Origin of the sequence: Paraglaciecola sp., from assembly GCF_039943935.1 — a bacterium.
In the GTDB taxonomy this organism is placed as follows: domain Bacteria; phylum Pseudomonadota; class Gammaproteobacteria; order Enterobacterales; family Alteromonadaceae; genus Paraglaciecola.
In genome coordinates, this window is sequence record NZ_JBDUZQ010000006.1 from 235,362 (window position 1) to 256,665 (window position 21,304).

Below are 21,304 nucleotides of genomic sequence, written 5' to 3' on the forward strand. Positions count from 1 at the left end.
CGTTTGTACCGATAAAAACCAGGGTTAATTCAAACAAAACAAAAGGTTATTAAAGCATATTATGCATTATTTTTTCTTGGGATTTAGTCTAATAACAACCAAAGGATTAAAACGCTTTGTGTTTTTCCCCCTAGCAATTAATCTAATTTTATTTTCTGTTGCGCTGTATTTCTTATTTGGTGAAATTAGTGCGAGTATTGTATGGATGGTTGATCTCATTCCTGATTGGGATTGGTTAAGCTGGTTAAAACAAGGCTTAAGTTACATTATCTGGCCCATCGCGGTTATCAGCATTTTATTGGTATTTTCCTTAATTTTTGGAACGTTAGCAAATTGGATAGCAGCTCCATTTAACGGTCTACTGGCTGAAAAAGTTGAACAACATTTGACAGGCCAACGAATGGATGACACTGGCCTTTTAGATATTTTTAAAGACATTCCTCGTACCTTAGGCCGTGAATTGTCAAAGCTTACTTATTACATACCTCGGGCAATTGGTTTTTTATTGTTATTTTTCATGCTACCAGTAGTAGGACAAGTTCTTTGGTTTCTATTTACAGCTTGGATGATGGCAATACAATATTGCGATTACCCTTTTGATAATCACAAAGTTTCTTTTACCAAAATGAAGCATATTTTAAGAGACAATAAATCACAGAGTTTTAGCTTTGGTATCACTGTTAGCGTGTGCTCTTTAATACCCATTTTAAATTTTTTGGTAATGCCAGTTGCAGTTTGTGGCGCAACGGCTTTGTGGGTTGAAGAATTGAAAGACCAAGTTTAGTTCTCCTTAAAAAGGCAAGACCCGTAACTAGTTATAGTTGCGGTACACATCTATCTAAACTCACTTTTTTGCGACATAGGTTTGAGCGATAGCCACCTTTTATCCGTTGATAGTAGGATTGCCATGTAAAACCCAAATTTTAAATTAGAACTAGTTGCGCCCAACGCGCGAGTGCAATAGGTCTGTTTGCTTTTTCACAGCATATAGTATTATATATTAATACTTATAAAACACTTATATGATACTAATCGCACAAAGGTTTACCTATGAGGAACCATTGATTACTTTAGAGACAGTTAAACAATACTACTGAATCTAAAGAAAGGAAATATTCATGAAAATCCAAGCTCCGACAAAATCATATACGTTAGCGTCAATCGTTACTTTAATCACTGGTGGTGGCGCTTATGGAGTTGGCTTATTTAACGCAGAAATGGCATTAAATGAAAAAGGGTATTACTTGGCGATAATTTTATATGGTTTATTCTCGATGGTATCCTTACAAAAAACCATCCGCGACAAAGCAGAAGGAATTGCAACGTCTAAAGTTTATTATAGCCTTTCTTGGGCCTCGGCGGGGATATCTCTTGCTTTGCTAATTATCGGTTTGATTAACGCAAATTTATTATTGAGTGAAAAAGGCTTTTATGGGATGGCTTATGCTTTAAGTTTATTTGCTGCTGTTACCGTACAAAAAAACGTACGGGATCTACAAGCTTTTAAACCAGACGAAAAAGAAGACAAAGCCGAATTATCTGAAACCCTCATCACGCCATAGTATATTTAAACATTAAGAGGGAATACGATCCCTCTTAATTGTTTTTAACACCACAATGGTGTTTTGCTCAAACAATTTTGATAGTAAAACTTTCATTATTAAATTCTATAATATCCCCTGTCATAATTTTTTTACGACGCCTAGTTTCGACTTCACCATTGACTAATACTTGGCCATTATCAATTACGCCTTTGGCCTCACCTCCGCTAGACACCAACGCCTCAAATTTTAGTAGTTGATACAAAGCAATTGGTTCTTTGTTAATTTCTATATTTTTCATATAATTAATTTTAGTGTAATAATGTTATCTATCGTTGAAATTAATTTACTCTATCGAGATTTACAATTACAGTATTTATATATTGTGGATACAATATAAAATTTTTCTAATCCCTATACTTGATTCAAAGAGCCCAATAAATGAAATTCTTTATTAACCTTTTACGTAACATGCTAGGCAGCATTATTGCTGCCATTGATTTAGTCACACGAGGGCCTAAAAAGAAGCGCACACCAGAAGCTCATCAGGAAATTGCAAAAGACATTGATAAATTATCTTTGTACCAGTTTTTTGCTTGTCCATTCTGCATCAAAACTCGTAGAGTAATGCATAGGCTTAACCTGCCAATTGTGAGGCGTAACGCATCTAAATCTCCCTACAGAGAGGAGTTGTTACAAGGCGGTGGCAAAGTACAAACGCCTTGTTTACGAATTGAGCATGAGGATAGTGTTGAATGGCTTTATGAGTCATCTGACATTATTAGCTATTTAGAAAAACATTTTTCGTAAAAACAAAACACTACATATTGACTAAGAAATAAGGCCACATAAACCAGTTAGTTAGATGTGGCCTTATACGTTAATTAAATTTAGATAGGCGCTCTGCCCTCATCATTTAATTTTTGCCCTTTTACAAATAACGATATTCTACGGCACATAATGTAAAACACTGGAGTAAACAGTAAACCAAATAATGTTACCCCTAACATTCCACTGAATACAGTTACACCTAATGCTTGTCTCATTTCAGATCCAGCACCTGTTGCAATAGCCAAAGGTACAACGCCTAAGATGAATGCGAATGAAGTCATTAGTATTGGGCGTAACCTTAATTTACCCGCTTCAACAACCGCTTTATACATAGGCATTCCTTGCATCTCTAAGTGCCGAGCAAACTCAACAATTAGAATTGCATTCTTACTCGCTAGACCAACCAATACAATCAAGCCAATTTGGGTCAGTATGTTGTTATCCATGCCTAATAACCACACGCCTGTAATCGCACTTAGTAAGCACATAGGTACAATTAAAATAACCGATAACGGTAATGTCCAACTTTCATACAGTGCGACTAACAGTAAAAATACAAACACCACCGCTAATACAAACGCAATAACCGCTGTATTGCCAGCCTGCTGCTGCTGATAAGCAAGCTCTGTCCATTCAAAATCAATACCTGGTGGTAGAATTTCAGCAGCCAGCTTTTCCATTGTAGCTATCGCTTCACCAGAGCTATACCCAGGCGCTGTATTTCCCAATAAATCAGCTGCTGGATACAAGTTATAACGTGGTACTCGAGATGGACCAGACCGGTACTCAAATGTGGCAACTGAGCTTAAAGGCACCATTCGGCCATCATCATTTCTAACTCTAATACGACCGATATCTTCGGGGGTCATTCTAAAGGGAGCATCAGCTTGGGCTGTCACCCTAAATGTTCGACCTAAATAACTAAAATCATTTACAAAGGCACTGCCAAGGTAAACTTCTAAAGCTGAAAATACTTCTGATACAGGCACCCCTAAACGCTCAACTCGCTCCCTATCAATATTCGCATATAACTGAGGGGTATTCGTTTCAAAAAGACTGAAAACTTGTGTAGTAGCAGGGGCTTGATTAGCCGCTCCTGCAAGTTGCCACATGGACTGCTCTAGATAAGGTAAGCCATGCCCTGCCTTATCCTCAATCATCATTTTAAAGCCACCACCATTACCGATACCACGAACAGAAGGCGGTGGAATAACCACAATAAAAGCCTCTTTTATTTGGGCCATTTGAGCTTGCACATCCGCATAAATTTTTTCAAAAGTCAGGCCTTTCTCTGCCCTATCTTCAAAAAACAGCATCTGAGTAAATATCGCAGCTGAGTTAGAGGCACTGGTAAACGTTGCCCCAGAAAATCCTGCAAAGGCAACAGAAGTGCGAATACCATCAACGCTTAATAAGCGTTCAATGGCTTCGTTTACCACTTCATCAGTACGAGATAGTGAAGACCCTGGAGGCAGCTGAATACTAACAATGACATAACCTTGATCTTGTTGTGGGATAAACCCTTTTGGAACAGATGAAAATAGATAGCCTGCTAGTATCATTAAACCAACATAGACCAATAACACCAATGGAATCAAACGAATAAGTTTGCTAGTTATGACGCCATAACCATGTGCTAACTTATCCATAAAGTTGTTAAATCCATTGCTGAGGATTGTGGTAATTTGTCGCTTATCGTTTTTTTCGTTATTTGTTTTGTGGGCCTTAAGTAATACTGCAGACATAGCCGGGCTTAGAATAAGTGACACTGAAACAGAAATCATAGTAGCTATGGCAATAGTAATACCGAACTGGCTATAAAATTGGCCAGATATCCCGCCAATAAATGCAGTGGGCAAGAAGACTGCAACCAATACCACACCTATGGCAACAACCGCTCCGCCCACCTCTTTCATTGTTTCTTGCGCCGCTTCAATTGGCCCTTTGCCTTTGGCTAATAAACGCTCCATATTTTCAACCACGACAATAGCATCGTCAACCACAATACCAATTGCCAAAACTAATCCAAACAAAGTTAGATTATTAAGGGAAAAACCAAGGGCACTCATGATTGCAAATGTGCCAATTAAGGAAACAGGAATAGCAACAACAGGAATAATAGCAGCTCGCCAGCTCTGTAAAAAAATGATGACTACCAAGACCACCAAGGCAATGGCTTCATATATCGTCATCTTAACTGCATCAATTGACTGGCTGATAAATTCTGTTGGATTATAGGCAATCTTATAGGCTAAGTCTGGTGGAAAGTCTTGTTCAAGTTCTTCCATTATACTTTTTATGGTGTCTGCTGTTTCTAAAGCATTTGTTCCTGGACGCTGGAAAATGGGAATGGCAATAGCTTTTTTGTCTCCAAGGTATCCACGTGTCGTATAGCTTTCAGCTCCAAGCTCTACTCGGCCTACATCTCTTAACCTTACTATTTTACCATCAGTGTTCTTTATGATGACATTTTCAAATTCTTCAGGTTCTTGCAAACGACCTTGGGTTTGTACTGCTAGTTCAAACGCTGTTTGTCCTTGTAAAACTGGGGCTTGATTTAATGTTCCACTAGAAACCTGAATATTCTGACTCTGCAATTCTGTTACAACTTCAGAGGCTGTCATCCCTATTGAAGCGACTCGGTCCGGATCTAGCCATACACGCATAGAATATTGACTTGCTCCAAAAATTCGTAAGTTACCCACTCCGTCAACTCTTGATATACGGTCTTGAATATGTAGTGCAACGAAGTTGGCAATATAAGTTTGATCATATGTACCATTTGGTGAAAACATGTTAACAACTAACATTAAATCAGGAGAGTTTTTAGCTGTGGTAATACCAATACGTTTAACGGCTTCAGGCAGTCTTGGTTCTGCTATGGCTACACGGTTTTGTACCTGTACTTGGGCTTTGTCTAAATCCGTACCCAATTTAAAAGTAACAGTGATGGCAACCGAACCATCTGCGGTAGATTGCGAAGATAGATACAACATATCTTCAACACCATTAATTTGCTGCTCTATCGGCGTTGCGACAGTTTTAGCTGCTATCTCCGCATTTGCGCCTGGATAAAATGCGGTAACTTGAATAGTTGGCGGGGCAACTTGTGGATACTGCTCTATAGGTAGACCTGAATATGCAATGCTACCTATTATCATTACCATGATGGCAAGTACAGAAGCAAATTTGGGGCGGGAAATAAAATATTGAGTGAAATTCATGTGTAACCCTATTTAGATGTCATATTGTTTGCTGATATCGACAATATTGGGCGAGACCGTGGCTCCAGGACGTGTACGAACAAAGCCATTAACAATGATTTTATCTTCTGCTGTTATGCCTGACTCAATTATCCTTAGCACTTGAGTGTGTAATTTACCTACGGTTACATATTTCCTCCCGACTTTGTTATTGCCATCAATAACGGTTATATATTTACGGGATTGCTCTGTTCCAATTATGGCATCTGGCACTAAAATTACCTTTGTGTTTTTTGTCTCAATTAAACTAATTCGTCCAAATAATCCCGGTAAAATAAAACCATCTTTATTTTCAAAAATAGCGCGCCCTTGGATAGTACCAGTACTGTTATCTACTCTATTATCGACAAAGTCCATTACTCCAAAATGACTGAAATTAGTCTCGTCTTGCAAGCGAACTTTTACTTCATTCGGGTACGTTCTGGAGCTTTTTCTGGTATCAGATTGAGCTAAGCGTAAATATTTCAGTAAGTCACGCTCACCTGCATCAAAATAAAAATGGATAGGATCCACAGATACAACCGTCGTCAACAAAGTACTACCAGAGGCTCCCCCTGTTACTAAATTGCCAATATTAACTAAATCTCGAGAAACCACACCGTCTATTGGTGATTTAACCTCAGTAAACTCTAAATCTAACTTTGCTTTCGCATAGGCAGCCTTAGCTAGTTGGTATTCCGATGCTCGACGGTCAAATTCTTCTTGTGAAATCGAGTTATTAGTTTTTAATTCTATACCACGCTTATACTCTTTCTCTGTAATGTCCAGTTTCGATTGTGCGCTTTGTAACTCTATTTCAAAAGGACGCTGATCGATGACAAACAATATGTCTCCAGCTTTTACATTTTGCCCATCTTCAAATTTTATCTCATCTAAATACCCGCTAACTCTCGCCTTTATTTCTACAAAATTAACCGCTTCAAAACGGCCAGTATATTCGTCCCAAATATCCACTACAGCAGAAATGGGATTACTAACGTCAACTTCAGTTAAAACTGTTGCCTGTACAACGGATTCTTCTTTATTGCAGGCAACTAAAACTATGCTTGCGGCAACCACAGCAAACGTGCAAAAAGCCCTAAGTTTTTGAATAGGCATAACTAACCTTGTATGTTTTTAATGTGTTTAGAAAATAATACTCACAACGACCTACACATTAGTGTGATGTTAGCCGTTATGAGAGATAGACCATTGGAAAATAATTGAAGTAATTTGAAAAATTACGATGTAATACAACTGCAACAAAACCTCGGAGGCTGTGCAGCTATTCTACTTTTTAAAGCAATATCTGAACTCATATATCTATTAGATATCACGTTTCGCATCCACTGAATAAGAGTCATATTCCTTGAAAGCAATCAATACTAATGAAGCAAATAACAATGTTGTAGATGGGAAGAAAGTCAGTTTGGATGAATCAGCGATATACTTTCCAAATGGGTCTATTATGTAGGGTAAGATCGGTAATAGTCCAATTATATACCATACAAGTTGACCATAATATGAAATACGCCTAAACAGACCAATGACCACTAAAGCCCCGACTATTACTTGCAAAGACCCTAAACCAAGATTAATGACGTCTCCGCTTAATAAGCCATTGTAATATTTGTCAGAGACTGCATTTGCCTTATCAGCTGCAACTAATTTAACTATGCCCCAAAAAATTAAATATAAACCAGTAGACACCCTAAGTAATAGTAAACTGACAGCCTGCATGTGTTTCCTTTGTAAAATAAAATTGATAGTTGAGCGTACATGACCAGATTGTTTCTAAAAACCTTTCGTCAAAATAAAAATTATTATAGAAAGCGTAAAGCTATCTTCTACGTTTTCTATTAGAAGGTTTATTCTTTCGGCTTTTAGGATAGTTACTATCAGCCTCAAAGTTACCATAAAGCTCATCATCAGTTTCTTCCTGTGATAGCTTTGTGTTTCTCTTTGATGGTACAAACCCAGATACAACTTCTCGCTTGAGTTTTTGCCTTATTACTTTTTCAATAGACAAAAGCTGTTTAGATTCTTCTTCATTAAACAATGTAATAGCGACACCCGACGCTCCCGCCCTACCCGTTCGGCCGATTCGGTGTATGTAATCTTCTGCAGCAAACGGTAAGTCAAAATTAATCACGCAGGGTAATTGGTTTACGTCGATCCCCCGAGACGCTATATCAGTGGCAACTAATACTGATAGTTTGCCACTTTTAAAGGCATCTAACACATTAACTCTTGCATGCTGACTTCTATTAGCATGGATAGATGCGGCATTAATCCCTGACTTTTCTAGTTTCAATACTAACGATTCTGCACCATGCTTAGTGCCAACAAATATAATGACTTGCGGCCATCGGTGTGTCTTTAACAGGTAAATCAACAAGGCCGATTTACTACTTTTATCAACGGGATGTACCACCTGTTTAATATTATTACCTGAAGTATTAACGTTATTAATCTTAATGATGTTAGGTTGGCTAAGCATGCTCAAAGCTAGCTTATTAATTTCGTCAAAAAATGTAGCAGAAAACATTATGGTTTGATGCTTTCTTGCCAAAAGACCTTTAAGTTCAAGAATATCGTCAATAAAACCCAGCTCCAACATACGATCTGCTTCATCTAGTACCAAAATATCTAGCTGCTCAAAGCATATCGATTGCTGTCGATAGAGATCTAATAAGCGCCCGGGTGTTGCAACTAATACATCAACGCCGCCACATAATCGCGTTATTTGGGGTTCTATTCTCACCCCCCCATATACTCCAAAGGTGTTTAGATTCAAATCAGAACCGTATCGCTCAAAACTGTTAGCAACCTGTGACGCCAGTTCTCGTGTTGGCGTAATCACCAATGCTCGTATATGTTTACTAGAGATACTTGGTTTTGAAGCCATCAATTGCAAGACAGGTAAAGCAAATGCGGCAGTTTTACCAGAGCCTGTTTCTGATATAACCACTAAATCTTCATTATTTAGTAGCGCAGGAATAGCCTTCCGTTGCACTAACGATGGTGCTGAATAACCTAATTTTTTAGCCGTATTTGATAACACATCACATAGGCCCAAATCAGCAAATGACATTAAATTTCCTTAGGATTAATAACTAAAATTAAAAAACATTGGCAATTTTAATACGCCACCTTGCCACATGTAAGTCTTAGATAATTCATTTGTTACTTTGTTTTAGTAGAAAACGAGCTGAACTGGAGGGAGTGGTTCATCTAACAACCATTATATTAACGTGGTTCAGAACTGATTGATTTAGATGCCCACTAACTTTAAGTTTACCTTAGTATATATTTATTTATATGAATGGCAGTATAACGGGAATTACTTCTAACAAAGTTTTAGCTACTAGTGGTTTTCATATGCCATTGATGCATCAACCTTCATTTAGTAATCTTACAATTAAGTAGATAATAACAAGCAAGTATACCGATGTTTGTAATATGCTTTACAATAGCCGTATTTTTGTGAAGAAACCAAGTCAAACAAAGATAAGATTTTGTCCCAAACATTAGGGTAATGGGTCTTATAGCACCTCAACAAGTATTAAATTGATGAATAAAGAGAATGTATTAGTTTTAGGTTATGTATGGCCTGAGCCCAACTCATCTGCCGCGGGAGGTCATTTATTAAGTCAACTACAGTTATTTTTAAAACAAGGGTGGAAGGTAACATTCGCAAGCCCAGCACAATTCGGTGAGCACAAAATTGATTTAAGCCAATTTGGAATTGAACAAGTACTTATCAAAATTAATTGCAGCAGCTTTGACAAATTTTTACAGGAGCTTTCCCCATCTATCGTGCTATTCGACCGTTTTATGCTGGAGGAGCAATTTGGTTGGCGAATAGCAAAGCTTTGCCCCAATGCGCTAAAAATTTTAGATACAGAAGATCTGCACTCCTTACGCAACGCTCGTCACCAGGCTCTTAAACAACAATCCGAAGTAGACCTCAATAGTGAGATGGCAAAACGTGAAATTGCGGCAATATATAGGTGTGATTTAAGCCTAATCATCTCTGATTACGAACTTGAATTACTTAAGAATTATTATGGAGTACCGCAACACCTATTGATACATAGCCCCTTTATGTTAGAAGCAATGAACCTGACTATTCCTGATGATACTTTTATTAATCGCCAACATTTTATCAGCATTGGCAACTTTCGCCACGCACCTAATTGGGATGCAGTACTATGGTTAAAACAAAAAATCTGGCCATTAATTCGTAGGAAGTTACCTAAAGCAGAGTTACATATTTATGGAGCCTACCCTCCTCCAAAGGCCACACAATTACATAACCCTAAACAAGGTTTTCTAGTTAAAGGTTGGGCTACTGATGCAAAAGAGGTAATGCAACAAGCTAGAGTATGTTTAGCACCATTACGTTTTGGGGCGGGTATAAAAGGAAAGTTAGCTGAAGCGATGGCCTGCGGCACGCCAAATATCACCACTCAAATGGGCATAGAAGGCATGCAGATGGGGCATGCTTGGCCAGGCTTAGTCACGGACCTATCACAGTTCCCAGATTTAGATTATGCAGCTCAGCAACTGGCGAACGACGCTGTCAAACTCTATGAAGACCAAGCCTTATGGAAAAGAAATCAAGCGTTAGGATATTCATTGCTAGCTATTAATTTTGATAAACAAGCTATAGAAAATAGAATTATGACTAAAGTCGAAGATGCACTAAATGATTTAAGAGAACATAGAAAGAAGAACTTTATTGGTCAAATGTTACAACATCACCATTTAAAAAGTACTCAGTATATGTCTCAATGGATTGAAGAAAAAAACAAGTAAGCATTCGCAGTGAATGCTTATTTAAATGACTATGAATTTAGTATTGATAATCTAACTATAAAAAGCCTCTACATTACCTTTTTGAGTCATAAGTAAAGGTTGACCACGTCGGTCTAACGCTTTAGGAGAAGGTATTTTAATCCAACCTTCGCTAATACAATACTCTTCAACATTAGTACGCTCTTTGCCATTCAAAAGAATACCAATTTCATATTCAAAAAAATCTTCGTTATAGAAAGGGCTTCGGGAGTTGCTAGAAAGGCGGTCCGGGAGTTCAGGTCGAGTCGTAGTATCTGTCATGTTTATTACCTAAAGTAGAAAATCACGCCATTGTAGACGTAATAACTACCGTGCTCAAGTAACTAAAATACACCGTTACTATAACTCAAGCTTAGGTATGAAGTCTCTGTGTGACCAACCAATCAATTAAGTTTGGATCTAGAAAAAAGTTTTCGCCGACTTCATGCCCTACGTCTTCTAATTCTTTATAAATCACTTTGCCACCGGCATCTTGAATTGCTTTAACATTTTGCCGCGCTAAAGCATTGGTACTAATATGGTCTTCTGACCCTTGATACATCCATATATTCATTTTAGCTAGTTTTGGCGCATCACTTGGAACAATCACTGCTGACCCTGCCGAGGCAGCTATCGCTGAGATTTTATTACAGTGTTGTGCACCATATCTCATAGCTCCTTCACCTCCCATAGAATGTCCAGTGAGACTAACTCTTAATTTGTCAATATTGTAATGGCTTAACACATATTGAATAGACTCAGTTAAGTAATCTGACACATTAGGAGCTGATTCTGTGCCAAAGGTACTTAACCGCCAATTGGTTTGAATTGGTTTGGCAGGTATATGAGCCCACACTTTATCTCCTAAACACAAAGGTAATAAAATGACAGCAGGAAATTCTTTCTCATACTCATTAATCGCTAAACGAATCAATTGATGATTAGCGAATCGAATATCAGCATCACAAAATCTCTCGCCTCCACCATGTAGGTAGACAATTAATGGCCACTCCTTGGAGGGGGTATAGCCTTCTGGTATAAATAAACCGGCAGTTCGTTCTACACCTTTTAGATTAAAAGTAATTTTCTCAAAGTTCACCCCTCTAGGTGGAATCCCTTTTGAAGGGACCAAACTATAGATCAATGGCGTAATTAGCCTTTTTATGTTTCGAAAAATCCGCCCTATTAACATTCCATATCAACCCTTATAAAAACTCTCATCTATTGTTTTGTCATTGCAGCTTGCAATATAGCCATACAACGTTTTATTACTTATAACCAGCCACTTAATTACTGATTTTTTACATTTGAAAATCATGTACTCCATTTTGCCAAACATCCCAATCTTTAACTATTCGGTCGACTACTTGACTCCCTACTAAAACGATATTTTCTAGGGTTACTGTAAACCCTCCAGCGGTTTCGCCGGGTGCAGGGTCAAGGTGCTCTAAGGTATTTTCGTTTTTATGTCCTTGATCAAAATTAACTGAACCTCGTAAACTTAAAATACGTTCAATGCCATGTAACCGGCTAATCACCTGTGTTATGGCTGCAGCCTCCATTTCAGTCGAAATATACTCATCTGCACCATATAGCTCTGCTATATATTGAGCTTCTTTTGACAAACCAGGTCCATGAAAAAACGTATCACCTGTCATATGGGTACCCACCAATATCTTTGGTGACCGTCTAGCCTGAGGGTGTGAATAGCGCATTCGGTATGCTTGCGCTGAACTCGAATCTTTTAGCCTTACCTTGGACGTTAGCTTATATGCCCAAGCAATTAACTGGGGGTTCAGTTGATAACGTCTTATTTTTTCATAGCCTTTACGAGGCATGAACACCGGAGCACCGACTTCTCCTTCTTCTGGTGCCCATCGATGGCCTAGATCGTAATCAACTAGCCAACTACCCCAAGTTACATCTGCAATGGTACCTTTATTGGGAGGTGTACCACCTACTCCACTTAGAACAAAATAGGTTTTTTCAAAGTCAAATTTTGAATTAAGTAATATAGCTTGCATCGAAGCTGATGATGCGACCTTTCCCATTCCCAATACTGCGCCACACACACCAGATTGATTACAGAAAACAGGCCCATCGGCGCCTTTGATTTCAATGGCGTCTGATTTCGAAAAGTACTGTTGATACCAAAATTGGAATTCACCTGGTTTATCACCGGTATTTGCGCCAACTTCAAACATAGCTGCTACAAAAACCTTTACGTCTATAGGCTTATCATCTGCTCGGCAAATACTGCAACAAAATGCATAAATGAAAACACTACCCATAAATACTATAAGCTTAATCAAAATCACTACCTTTGCACTTTTTGTATGACATTTAATAACTTACCGCTTTAGATACTTTTTGAAGATTATTAGTAAATTCCTGAGGCTCAAAAACTAGCGGCAACTGCACTAATTTATTGGCATTGTCATCTAACACTAACAGTGTAGGAAACCCCTCTACGTCATAGGTATCGCGAAAACTTAGTCCTTCAGGTGTTTCGTATTCAATACGTGCAAATATATAATTCTGTTGCATCTCCGCTTTTACTATTTCACTGCTAAAGACTTCTTTATCTAGTCGTCGACACGTTGGGCACCAAATAGCAGACATATCAGCGAGTACCAATTTTTGAGTGCTTTTTGCGACCTCTAAAGCATCTGTCAATGACATAACCTCAAGGCCAGTAGACGCTATTGCAGACTGTCCAAGGTAGCTTTGTACCGTTTTATTACCCCAATACCCTGCAACAGATAACACAACAACAACGACTAAACCTATGCCGACCTTTTTCAATAAAGGCCTCTGTGTTTGTTTTGATGAACGAATCGACATTTAATACCCCATATTAATTTCTAGTTTTTTGAGTGAGCTTGACAAAATTCAAAAATATTATTAACCACGGCTTTAACACCATTAGCTCTAGAGTCACTCAAATATCGTGCTAAACCAATTGAACGTAAATGCCTATCAAGATCAAATGTTAAAATCGTAGCAGGCGTTTTACCTTCTATTGCTTCAAAAATAATAGCCAGTAACCCCCTCACAATTTTACTGGACGAGTCACCTTGAAGCCTTAGTATTGTATCAACCAACTGACACTCCACCCATACTTGACTTTCACAGCCAAACACCTCTAAGTCATTAGTATGTTGCTCTTGTGCTAAGCGAGATAAGGCTTTGCCGGCTAGCATTATTTGCCGGAATTTTTCGTCCCAACTTTTAGCATCAGCAATGGCTTGAGCTAACTTGCCTTGAGCATCAATCTTTTTATCTACTGACTTAACGGCCTCACCATTAGTAAACAAATGAATGCCTGCAACTAAAGCCTCTATAAACTTATCTAATTCTTGTTCGGTGTTATAACAATGAATTGATACACGTATCGTGCCATTAATACCTAGAAATGCCATTAATGGCATAGCACAATGGTGACCGACTCTTACAGATATATTTTGTGTATTTAAATAACTTCCTAAATCATAGTGAGTCACCCCACTAACAGTGAAAGAAAATGTCGCTATTTTATTATTATGATCGCCCCAAATAGTTAAGCCTTCAATCTTAGATAAACGGAGTTGTAAGTAAGACCTTAAATGATCCTCTTGTTTTACAATCGCTTCTCTATGCTCTTGAATAAATGAAGTAGCAATAGCAAAACCTAATACACCCGCGACATTAGGAGTGCCTGCTTCAAACTTAAGAGGCGAGCCAAGAAACTCAGTGCCTTCAAAACTCACTGTTTTAATCATTTCTCCACCTGTTTGGTAAGGCGGCATTATTTCCAATAAAGCTAGCTTGCCATAAAGTACGCCTACCCCAGTAGGCCCAAACATTTTATGGCTACTGAACACGTAAAAATCACACTCTAGTTCTTGTACATCGACTTGAATATGACTAACAGCCTGAGTGCCATCAACAACGGTTAGTGCCCCTACAGCTTGAGCTCTAGCGATAATAGGTTTTACAGGGTTTATATTTCCAAGGGCATTCGATACATGGCCTACGGCAACCAAGGCTGTATCTTGATCAATAACCTCTAAGCCTCTCTTTATGTCTAGCACACCTTTATCGGTTATTGGCATCAATTTAATCTGTAAGCCCATTTGTTGCGCCAGTATTTGCCAGGGTACTATGTTCGCATGGTGCTCTAGGGCAGATATAACAATATTTTGCCCTTTTCTAAATGACGTTCGAGGTATACAGGCAGCTAATAAATTAATACTCTCAGTCGCCCCTTTCGTCCAAACAATTTCTTTACTATCTGCAGCATGAATAAACTTTTGTAAGACGACCCTAGCCTCTTCAAACTTTTGAGTCGTCTCTGACGCCTGTTTATAGCTCGATCGATGCACATTTACAGATGATTGATAGTATTGCTCTGTAATGTCTATAACGGTTTGCAATTTTTGAGTAGTTGCTGCGCTGTCTAAATAAACCCAGCTTGCATTAGCTGAATGTGTAAAAGCGGGAAAGTACTGCCTGAATGGATTAGGTGACATATTCAATTTCTATAGATGTTTGGTTGTATTATGATGGCCACTTTGTTGTCGAATTAATTCGACCAAAGTCACAATTTTAATATTAGATAATTGGCGATAATCAAAATATGGGCAAACTATCAGCTTTGCCTTAGGTGAAATTGCAAAATCATCATTAATCCACTCAAGCGATAACCCAAGGCTTTTAGCATAGGCTTTCCCCATAACTATATGAATATCATTATTAGTTAGTTCAGGGGGGCTAAATAACAAACTGGTATTTGACGTCGCTTGCAGCAGATATTTATCTCTGAACTCTTGCCAAGTTGTAGCCTCATGGACAGAAACTAGGTGCTCACAGTTAAGTGCGAACAATACCTTAGCGTAAACATTAAATACTTTTCGCCAACCATTTCCGCAAGTTTTACCTATTGCTTCTAATTCTCCGCGCCCTAAAGGGACTACCCTTTGGGTAGTCTGAAAGTCTGCAAAATTAGGGCGGTTGGCTATATACACCTTAAAATGTGCGTTTATGTCACCAAGGCCTGTGTCCATCATGGAACCCAATACTTATTCAGTGTCGGGGTTTGGCAAGGTTCCTAAATCTTCCTCAATACAATCCAGCATTTCTTGGGCGTCTAACATAATGCCTTCTTCTTCATCAGCAAGAGGAAAAACCAGCACTAAGGTATTATTCTTTTTCATGCCTGGTAACCAGGTACCTAACCATTCTGGAAAATCGATTTGTTTGGGTTCACTTGCGGGGTCATCGGCTTTTTTCCAGGCTAAGGCAAACTCTTTGTGGGGCCAAACAGGAAAACACGCATCTTCATCGGCTCTAAGCATCACCCAGCCATTTTCACCATAAAGTCCCCATAGGTTTTGCGTTTCGTACATTTTTTCTAATGTATACTCAAACCTTTGTTCAGGGGGCATTTTACTTAAGTCTTGGAATACGTCTTTTGGTAAATCACTCATTATCAAGAGCCTTTCTTAATTACTTTATATTGGCGGTATTTTAACGTGGAAGCAGCATAACTGTCTTGTTTAGTTTTGACTATTTGCAGCTACACTTGGGTTATTTTTAAATTCACTGTGCAAGATAGAATAAACAGCATGATCCACAAATTTGTCATATAACCATTCGCATTCACGCAAGGTCGCCTCAAAGGTTAATCCTAAACGTTCTATTACGGCCATACTTTTATGGTTCTGTGTTGCACAGCGAATTTCAATTTTATGTAATTGTTGTTCGTTAAATCCATAATCTAATAACTGATTCACAACCTTAGTGGTAATTCCTCTTCCCATGTAAGATTGACATAACCAATATCCTATTGTGCCCCAGCGATTTACGTGGTCCAACTGATTAAATCCCGCCACCCCAACCAATTCTTGGTTATATAAAATAACGAATGTTGAGGCTTGGTTATGATTATGTTGATGTATAGCGGTTTCAATAAAGGTTTCCGTATCTTCATAGGTTTTTACCAGATCAATCCAACCGAGCCACTGTTTTAAGTGATCTCGATTTCTATCAGTTAGTTTGAATAGCTCCTGAGCATGCTCGGGGTTAATATGTGTGATTTGAATACTTGAGTTCACCTGAAATTTCATGTTTTAACTGTTCTATATCACCAAAAAAAGCGATGATATTACAATAGCTCATACTTTTTCACGGGATATTTTTGCCGCATATTAATTCTGTAGATATTCTACGTAAACAACAACAAGCATTATCTACTAAAGATTTTAGAGCCAGAGGCTACAAAGTTACGCGTTGTGATAGATGTCTGATCCCTGTCGATAACTGTATCTGTTCACAAAGACCGACTATTGAAAGTAAAGCAGCGTTTTGTTTATTGATGTACAAAAGTGAATATTATAAGCCTAGTAATACCGGCAGAGTGATTGCTGATGTCATAACGGATAACTATGCCTTTAAATGGGATAGAGTCGCACCAGATCCGCAGTTTTTAGCGCTGTTGGACAACCCAAAATACGCCCCCATTTTAGTGTTTCCTCACCAACATGCCACGCCAGAAAGATGCATAGATACCCCCCAACAAGCATTGATGAATCAAGCACAGAAAGTCCCTTTGTTTATTATGCTTGACGGCACATGGAGAGAAGCGAAAAAGATGTTTAAAAGTTCTTCTTTATCTGACATCCCGGTATTAGGAATTGCACCAGAAAAAGCGTCTTCTTACCAATTGAGAGAAGCGGCCCACGAACACCAATTATGTACGGCAGAAGTAGCTATAGAAGTATTAAAATTAGCAGATGACAAGGCTTCAGCTGAAGCATTACATGACTATTTTCAGATATTCAGACGGGCATATATTAAAGGTAAACCTCATTTAACGTTCGTTTAAATCATGCTCCTTTAAAAGCAAAGTACTTACGGCCTTCCCTACCTGATATGTTGGAATGAACCTTATTGATATGTTTAATTTCTTTCCAATGGTCCAATCGCCTCCCCATATTTAAATGCGGGAACACTTGGTTGTTAGTTTGAGGCAAGTTTAAAAAGCCTAATAGTTGCGGCATGCTATTGCTATCAGCTATATCGATGCTAAGCAGATTGTCTCGGTCATTAAAATAATCTTGCACAGCATTTTCGTGTTCCTGATAACAAGTTCTCAAATCCGTGTAATTAGGAGCAGTAACTGCATCTATCAGCTTAAATGTCTGCTCAAAACAGCGTTTTAAAATAGGGCTAACATACGTTTGATTATGAAATGTAGGTATCAATTTATTTAGGAGCATAACAATAGACGGCAACCAAGCATCCAAATTACGCCGTAAATATATGAACTTCGAATTTGGAAACTGCACATCAAGCTGTTGATAATCACAAAAGCAAGGGCAATCTGAAATCACATCAGCCAATTCAAAGGTACGTTTAGTGTAACCAATATGTGCCACCTTAAAGTAATCCAACAAAGCGACACTAATACTCGTTGTGCCAGTTCGAGGTAGGCCGATGACAAAAATTTTACTCACCAAGTTTCATTCAAAACACCTTTTTATTGATTCCGCGAAAGTGTTATACACAGACATTTAATTAATATCAAAAATCACACATACCTTATTGCAATAAATCACATCAACTTACCTGCCTTTAATTTGAGCCAATGGCCAACTACAGGCTATGGTTGATTAACACATTATTTACAAAAACGAATAATGAACCCAACAATCGCTGTACTTGAAGAGCGAGTTGCTGCAATGGAAGGAGGAATTGCAAGGTTAGCCGTTGCCTCTGGAATGTCGGCTATTACCTATGCGATTCAATGTATTTGTACAGTAGGAGATAACATCGTAAGTACTAGCCAATTATATGGTGAAACTTATAACTTGTTTGCCCATGCTCTTCCTAATCAAGGCATTGAAACTCACATGATAGCCCATGATGATTTTGCTGGATTTGAAGCAGAAATTGGGACAAAGCATGGTGTACCACTGATAGTTTATAATACAGTTGTCACACCGCTTTTATGTCGCCCCATTGAACATGGCGCAGCGATTGTAGTGCATTCACTAACCAAATATATTGGCGGCCATGGAACGTCTATTGGCGGTATAATTGTTGACTCAGGTCAGTTTTATTGGGTTGCAAATAAAGAGCGTTTCCCTGTACTGAACCAACCAGCCCCGTCTTATCACGGTGTGGTTTATACCAACGCTTTAGGCCCAGCTGTCTATATTGGTCGCTGCAGAGTTGCGCCACTTAGAAACACTAGTGCCGCTATCTACCCTACCAATTCATTGATATATTCTTACGGGCTTAGAAACCTTAGGTTTACGAATGGAAAGTCATTGTGAAAATGCAGAAAAACTCGCTGAATATTTAAACCATCACCTTAAGGTTAGTTGGGTAAATTAAGCCGCATTAGCAGATAGTCCATACAATGCTACATGTGGAAAATTACTTCAGGCAAAGCCTCAGGAATACTAAGTTTTGGTATCAAAGTTAGTCATAAGGTTGATAGTAAAGTCGCTGGCGAGCAATTTATCGATGCTTTACGAATGATTTTAAGATTAGTGAAGATTTAGTGAGATCATCTGTGGGTATAGAAAACATTGACGATATCATTGCAGACGTGAGCCAAGCCTTAGAAGCGGTCCATTAAATTAAGCTAAGCCGAATAAAAACCACTTATCGTAAGAATACGATAAGTGTTTTTTTATAATAAGGATAATTAAGATGTTTTACAGGCTAACTTGTAATAATTGTTATTGTTATAGTCAAACTCCTTGATAACTCGTAATGGAGTTTTTCTAGTATGAGCTTCGTAAGATCGGGGGTTTATCTTGTTAATAAAGGTCACCAATATAGGGTAACGTTTAGCCATTTCTGCACGGGCAAACTCAAAAATAAGCTCAAACACGCCTTGCCCTCTTACGGCTTTATCTACACAAACAGGACCATATTGATAAGAGTTATCTTGGGTAACTTCGGCATCTAAACACTTTGAGTCATCTAAGTGCTCAATCATATAAGCAAACATGGGCCACTAGCTCCAAAACTGCCAAGACGCAGCCATAGCATATGCAACTATTTTATCGTCTACACTGGCAATAAACAGCCCACCTTCATCTTTGATTAAACTGGTTAGGTGATCCTCTGTAAACGCAGTGGTGATAAAGCCATCAGATTTATCATCGTCATTAATAGAGTCAATCTGATATCGGTAGTGAAGGGCCAAGATTTCTTTAATATTAGCTAATGTGGCAATACTTAACTTTATATTCATTCTACATCCATAATGTGTACTGTTTTCATATTCAGGACCATTTAAGATAGAAATAGCCGTGATTTAATTGAATACTTTAACAAAAAAATGAATTCCGTAAGCACCTAAAATTCTCTTAAAAATTAATATTTAATCCAATCAAACCTATTCCACAGTTTTTGCACATTCATCAGCAGTTAGCTTGTTATGATTCATATACAAATTATTACAAATCGTTGAGATGACTTGATGAAAAAACTCCCTATGCAAACATTGTTTATAACGTCTACTTTAGCCTTGGTTGGTTGTAGTGATTCAGTTGATGATTTGACTGGTGCTATAACTGAAGTAATAGTCGATGAAACAACAGACAGTGACGACTCAACCGATGTAACTATCTTATCGGTAGACACTTCACTTTTTGCGTCTGAATCACTAGTTTCAGTTGAAACAGTTGACTGTACCCTATCAAACGGCTCATCAAGTAGTTGCTATTCAATTACAATTTCAGGATTTCCATCAGACCGCACTGAACTAGGAGACTTTTGCCCCGGCACTATCAATTCAACCGCAAGCGAGGCTGGAAAATGGTTTGATGATGGTGTCCTTTATGATCTCACTGGAGAGTTTGTTCAAAACTTAGATGTATTTTACGGAGATAGTTATTGGCAGTTATATGATACTGATACAGGGATTATCAACATAACAGATACCCAAGAGTCTTGCGAAGCGGCGGCACAACCTCAAGTAGAAGCTCAATATTATAATCACTGTGTACAGTGTGATCTAGATTACTTTGCTGATGAAGCCGGAGGTAGCGTTGAAAGTACCTATTTAATCCCTGTTACGCCGGTATTTAGTAGTAGCCCAAGTGATCTTAGTGGTAACACTGGTCTGGCGTTAAATGGAGTAAATTTAGCCGCAGCAGCACCAACACATGCAATTTTAAGTGCGTATACCATAGCAGCCTTTGATGATTGTGTTGGCCATGTAAATCCTGCCGCAGGTTATCACTATCATGGAGCTAACCAAGGTGATGGAGATTGCCCCGCTATTGAATTTGAAGTAGATGGTCACGCAGGCATGATAGGTTATGCAATGGATGGCTTTGCTATTTATGGCATGCTTGATGAAAATGGAGAAGAGCCAACAGATTTAGATGATTGCCGAGGGCAATCTGACGATGTCCGTGGATATCATTATCACTCGGCCGGACCTGGTGAGAACACTTTTATAGGATGTTTCTCTGGTGTAACGGCAAATTAATCATTCAAGGTCATATAATGTACAAAACTAAAGGTAGTCTATTAATTTTAACACTTGGCTTAGTGGCTGTACCTGCAAAGGCGCATAATGGTCATGGAGATGAACTACCATGGCAGGCTTGCACGCTGGCCCAAAAAGGGGACTTATGTGAATACACCAACAGTCATAACGACTTGTATCAAGGAAGTTGCCGGGTATTTAGTGATGCCCTAATGTGCGTTAGAAATAAACCCATTGTTCATTTAGGTGAAAAAGCTAACGCTTCCATTAAGGCCACAGACGTGAGCGAAAAAGCAATAAAAAACTCATCCCCCTTTTGAAGCTAACACCCAACACCGGTACTATAAAACCTAGCT

Annotated in this window: 23 protein-coding genes and 1 pseudogene; 8 read left to right on the top strand and 16 right to left on the bottom strand. The window is 38.5% G+C overall.

Features of this window, described 5'->3' with window-relative positions:
- The first annotated feature begins 61 nt into the window (after window positions 1-61).
- Together cysZ and yiaA are read left to right on the top strand one after the other, a co-directional pair.
- Window positions 62-784, top strand: a complete 723-nt coding sequence (gene cysZ, locus ABJD71_RS04515; protein WP_348165166.1) for a sulfate transporter CysZ — start codon at window positions 62-64, stop codon at window positions 782-784.
- Window positions 785-1,118: 334 nt separating this feature from the next.
- Window positions 1,119-1,562, top strand: a complete 444-nt coding sequence (gene yiaA / locus ABJD71_RS04520) for an inner membrane protein YiaA (RefSeq protein WP_348165169.1) — start codon at window positions 1,119-1,121, stop codon at window positions 1,560-1,562.
- A 67-nt stretch (window positions 1,563-1,629) separates the two neighbouring features.
- Here yiaA and ABJD71_RS04525 read toward each other — a convergent pair whose 3' ends face one another.
- Window positions 1,630-1,842: an RNA-binding S4 domain-containing protein gene (locus ABJD71_RS04525; RefSeq protein WP_348165172.1), complete on the bottom strand. Its 213-nt coding sequence runs from the start codon at window positions 1,840-1,842 to the stop codon at window positions 1,630-1,632.
- A 140-nt stretch (window positions 1,843-1,982) separates the two neighbouring features.
- Here ABJD71_RS04525 and ABJD71_RS04530 point away from each other — a divergent pair, with 140 nt between their 5' ends.
- Window positions 1,983-2,351: a glutathione S-transferase N-terminal domain-containing protein gene (locus ABJD71_RS04530; protein ID WP_348165175.1), complete on the top strand. Its 369-nt coding sequence runs from the start codon at window positions 1,983-1,985 to the stop codon at window positions 2,349-2,351.
- Window positions 2,352-2,431: 80 nt separating this feature from the next.
- On the opposite strand, the gene ABJD71_RS04535 is transcribed toward ABJD71_RS04530, so the two are convergent.
- From ABJD71_RS04535 to ABJD71_RS04550, 4 genes are all read right to left on the bottom strand, one after another.
- Window positions 2,432-5,596, bottom strand: coding sequence for a multidrug efflux RND transporter permease subunit (locus ABJD71_RS04535; RefSeq protein WP_348165178.1), 3,165 nt, complete (start codon window positions 5,594-5,596; stop codon window positions 2,432-2,434).
- Window positions 5,597-5,608: 12 nt separating this feature from the next.
- Complete coding sequence (locus ABJD71_RS04540; protein WP_348165181.1) at window positions 5,609-6,733, bottom strand: efflux RND transporter periplasmic adaptor subunit; 1,125 nt, start codon at window positions 6,731-6,733, stop codon at window positions 5,609-5,611.
- Window positions 6,734-6,940: 207 nt separating this feature from the next.
- Window positions 6,941-7,354 (bottom strand): hypothetical protein, encoded by a 414-nt coding sequence (locus ABJD71_RS04545; RefSeq protein ID WP_348165184.1) that lies wholly within the window; start codon window positions 7,352-7,354, stop codon window positions 6,941-6,943.
- A gap of 100 nt (window positions 7,355-7,454) precedes the next feature.
- Window positions 7,455-8,708, bottom strand: coding sequence for a DEAD/DEAH box helicase (locus ABJD71_RS04550; protein ID WP_348165187.1), 1,254 nt, complete (start codon window positions 8,706-8,708; stop codon window positions 7,455-7,457).
- 479 nt (window positions 8,709-9,187) lie between these two features.
- Here ABJD71_RS04550 and ABJD71_RS04555 point away from each other — a divergent pair, with 479 nt between their 5' ends.
- Window positions 9,188-10,435 carry a glycosyltransferase gene (locus tag ABJD71_RS04555; protein ID WP_348165190.1) on the top strand — a complete coding sequence of 416 codons (1,248 nt, stop codon included), beginning with the start codon at window positions 9,188-9,190 and terminating at the stop codon, window positions 10,433-10,435.
- Window positions 10,436-10,486: 51 nt separating this feature from the next.
- Here the strand turns inward: ABJD71_RS04555 and ABJD71_RS04560 are convergent, their stop codons facing one another.
- From ABJD71_RS04560 to ABJD71_RS04595, 8 genes are all read right to left on the bottom strand, one after another.
- On the bottom strand, window positions 10,487-10,735 hold the full coding sequence (locus ABJD71_RS04560) for a DUF3297 family protein (RefSeq protein WP_348165193.1): 249 nt from the start codon (window positions 10,733-10,735) through the stop codon (window positions 10,487-10,489).
- 91 nt (window positions 10,736-10,826) lie between these two features.
- A complete protein-coding gene (locus ABJD71_RS04565; RefSeq protein ID WP_348165196.1) occupies window positions 10,827-11,597 on the bottom strand; it encodes an alpha/beta hydrolase-fold protein in 771 nt (256 codons plus the stop codon).
- Window positions 11,598-11,754: 157 nt separating this feature from the next.
- Window positions 11,755-12,744, bottom strand: coding sequence for a purine nucleoside permease (locus ABJD71_RS04570; protein WP_348165371.1), 990 nt, complete (start codon window positions 12,742-12,744; stop codon window positions 11,755-11,757).
- A 52-nt stretch (window positions 12,745-12,796) separates the two neighbouring features.
- Complete coding sequence (locus ABJD71_RS04575; RefSeq protein WP_348165199.1) at window positions 12,797-13,297, bottom strand: thioredoxin family protein; 501 nt, start codon at window positions 13,295-13,297, stop codon at window positions 12,797-12,799.
- 20 nt (window positions 13,298-13,317) lie between these two features.
- Entirely contained in the window at window positions 13,318-14,964 is a 1,647-nt protein-coding gene (locus tag ABJD71_RS04580; protein ID WP_348165202.1) for an aminotransferase class V-fold PLP-dependent enzyme, read from the bottom strand.
- Between the two features lie 9 nt (window positions 14,965-14,973).
- Window positions 14,974-15,501, bottom strand: a complete 528-nt coding sequence (locus tag ABJD71_RS04585; RefSeq protein ID WP_348165205.1) for a hypothetical protein — start codon at window positions 15,499-15,501, stop codon at window positions 14,974-14,976.
- Between the two features lie 12 nt (window positions 15,502-15,513).
- Window positions 15,514-15,921 carry a DUF2750 domain-containing protein gene (locus tag ABJD71_RS04590; protein WP_348165208.1) on the bottom strand — a complete coding sequence of 136 codons (408 nt, stop codon included), beginning with the start codon at window positions 15,919-15,921 and terminating at the stop codon, window positions 15,514-15,516.
- Between the two features lie 69 nt (window positions 15,922-15,990).
- A complete protein-coding gene (locus ABJD71_RS04595; RefSeq protein WP_348165211.1) occupies window positions 15,991-16,560 on the bottom strand; it encodes a GNAT family protein in 570 nt (189 codons plus the stop codon).
- A gap of 71 nt (window positions 16,561-16,631) precedes the next feature.
- On the opposite strand from ABJD71_RS04595, the gene ABJD71_RS04600 reads away from it, so the two are divergent.
- The gene (locus tag ABJD71_RS04600) at window positions 16,632-17,318 is read left to right on the top strand and encodes a DTW domain-containing protein (protein ID WP_348165214.1); all 687 of its coding nucleotides are present in this window, start codon (window positions 16,632-16,634) and stop codon (window positions 17,316-17,318) included.
- A 1-nt stretch (window position 17,319) separates the two neighbouring features.
- Here the strand turns inward: ABJD71_RS04600 and ABJD71_RS04605 are convergent, their stop codons facing one another.
- Window positions 17,320-17,949, bottom strand: a complete 630-nt coding sequence (locus ABJD71_RS04605) for a sulfotransferase (RefSeq protein ID WP_348165217.1) — start codon at window positions 17,947-17,949, stop codon at window positions 17,320-17,322.
- 177 nt (window positions 17,950-18,126) lie between these two features.
- Between ABJD71_RS04605 and ABJD71_RS04610 the strand changes: the two are divergent.
- A pseudogene (locus ABJD71_RS04610) lies at window positions 18,127-19,079 on the top strand (PLP-dependent transferase); the annotation flags it as partial.
- Window positions 19,080-19,148: 69 nt separating this feature from the next.
- Here ABJD71_RS04610 and ABJD71_RS04615 read toward each other — a convergent pair.
- Complete coding sequence (locus ABJD71_RS04615; RefSeq protein WP_348165220.1) at window positions 19,149-19,457, bottom strand: hypothetical protein; 309 nt, start codon at window positions 19,455-19,457, stop codon at window positions 19,149-19,151.
- A 6-nt stretch (window positions 19,458-19,463) separates the two neighbouring features.
- Window positions 19,464-19,703, bottom strand: a complete 240-nt coding sequence (locus ABJD71_RS04620; RefSeq protein ID WP_348165223.1) for a hypothetical protein — start codon at window positions 19,701-19,703, stop codon at window positions 19,464-19,466.
- A gap of 228 nt (window positions 19,704-19,931) precedes the next feature.
- Between ABJD71_RS04620 and ABJD71_RS04625 the strand changes: the two genes are divergently transcribed.
- A complete protein-coding gene (locus ABJD71_RS04625) occupies window positions 19,932-20,948 on the top strand; it encodes a YHYH protein (RefSeq protein WP_348165226.1) in 1,017 nt (338 codons plus the stop codon).
- Between the two features lie 17 nt (window positions 20,949-20,965).
- Window positions 20,966-21,268 carry a hypothetical protein gene (locus tag ABJD71_RS04630; RefSeq protein ID WP_348165229.1) on the top strand — a complete coding sequence of 101 codons (303 nt, stop codon included), beginning with the start codon at window positions 20,966-20,968 and terminating at the stop codon, window positions 21,266-21,268.
- Window positions 21,269-21,304: the final 36 nt, after the last annotated feature.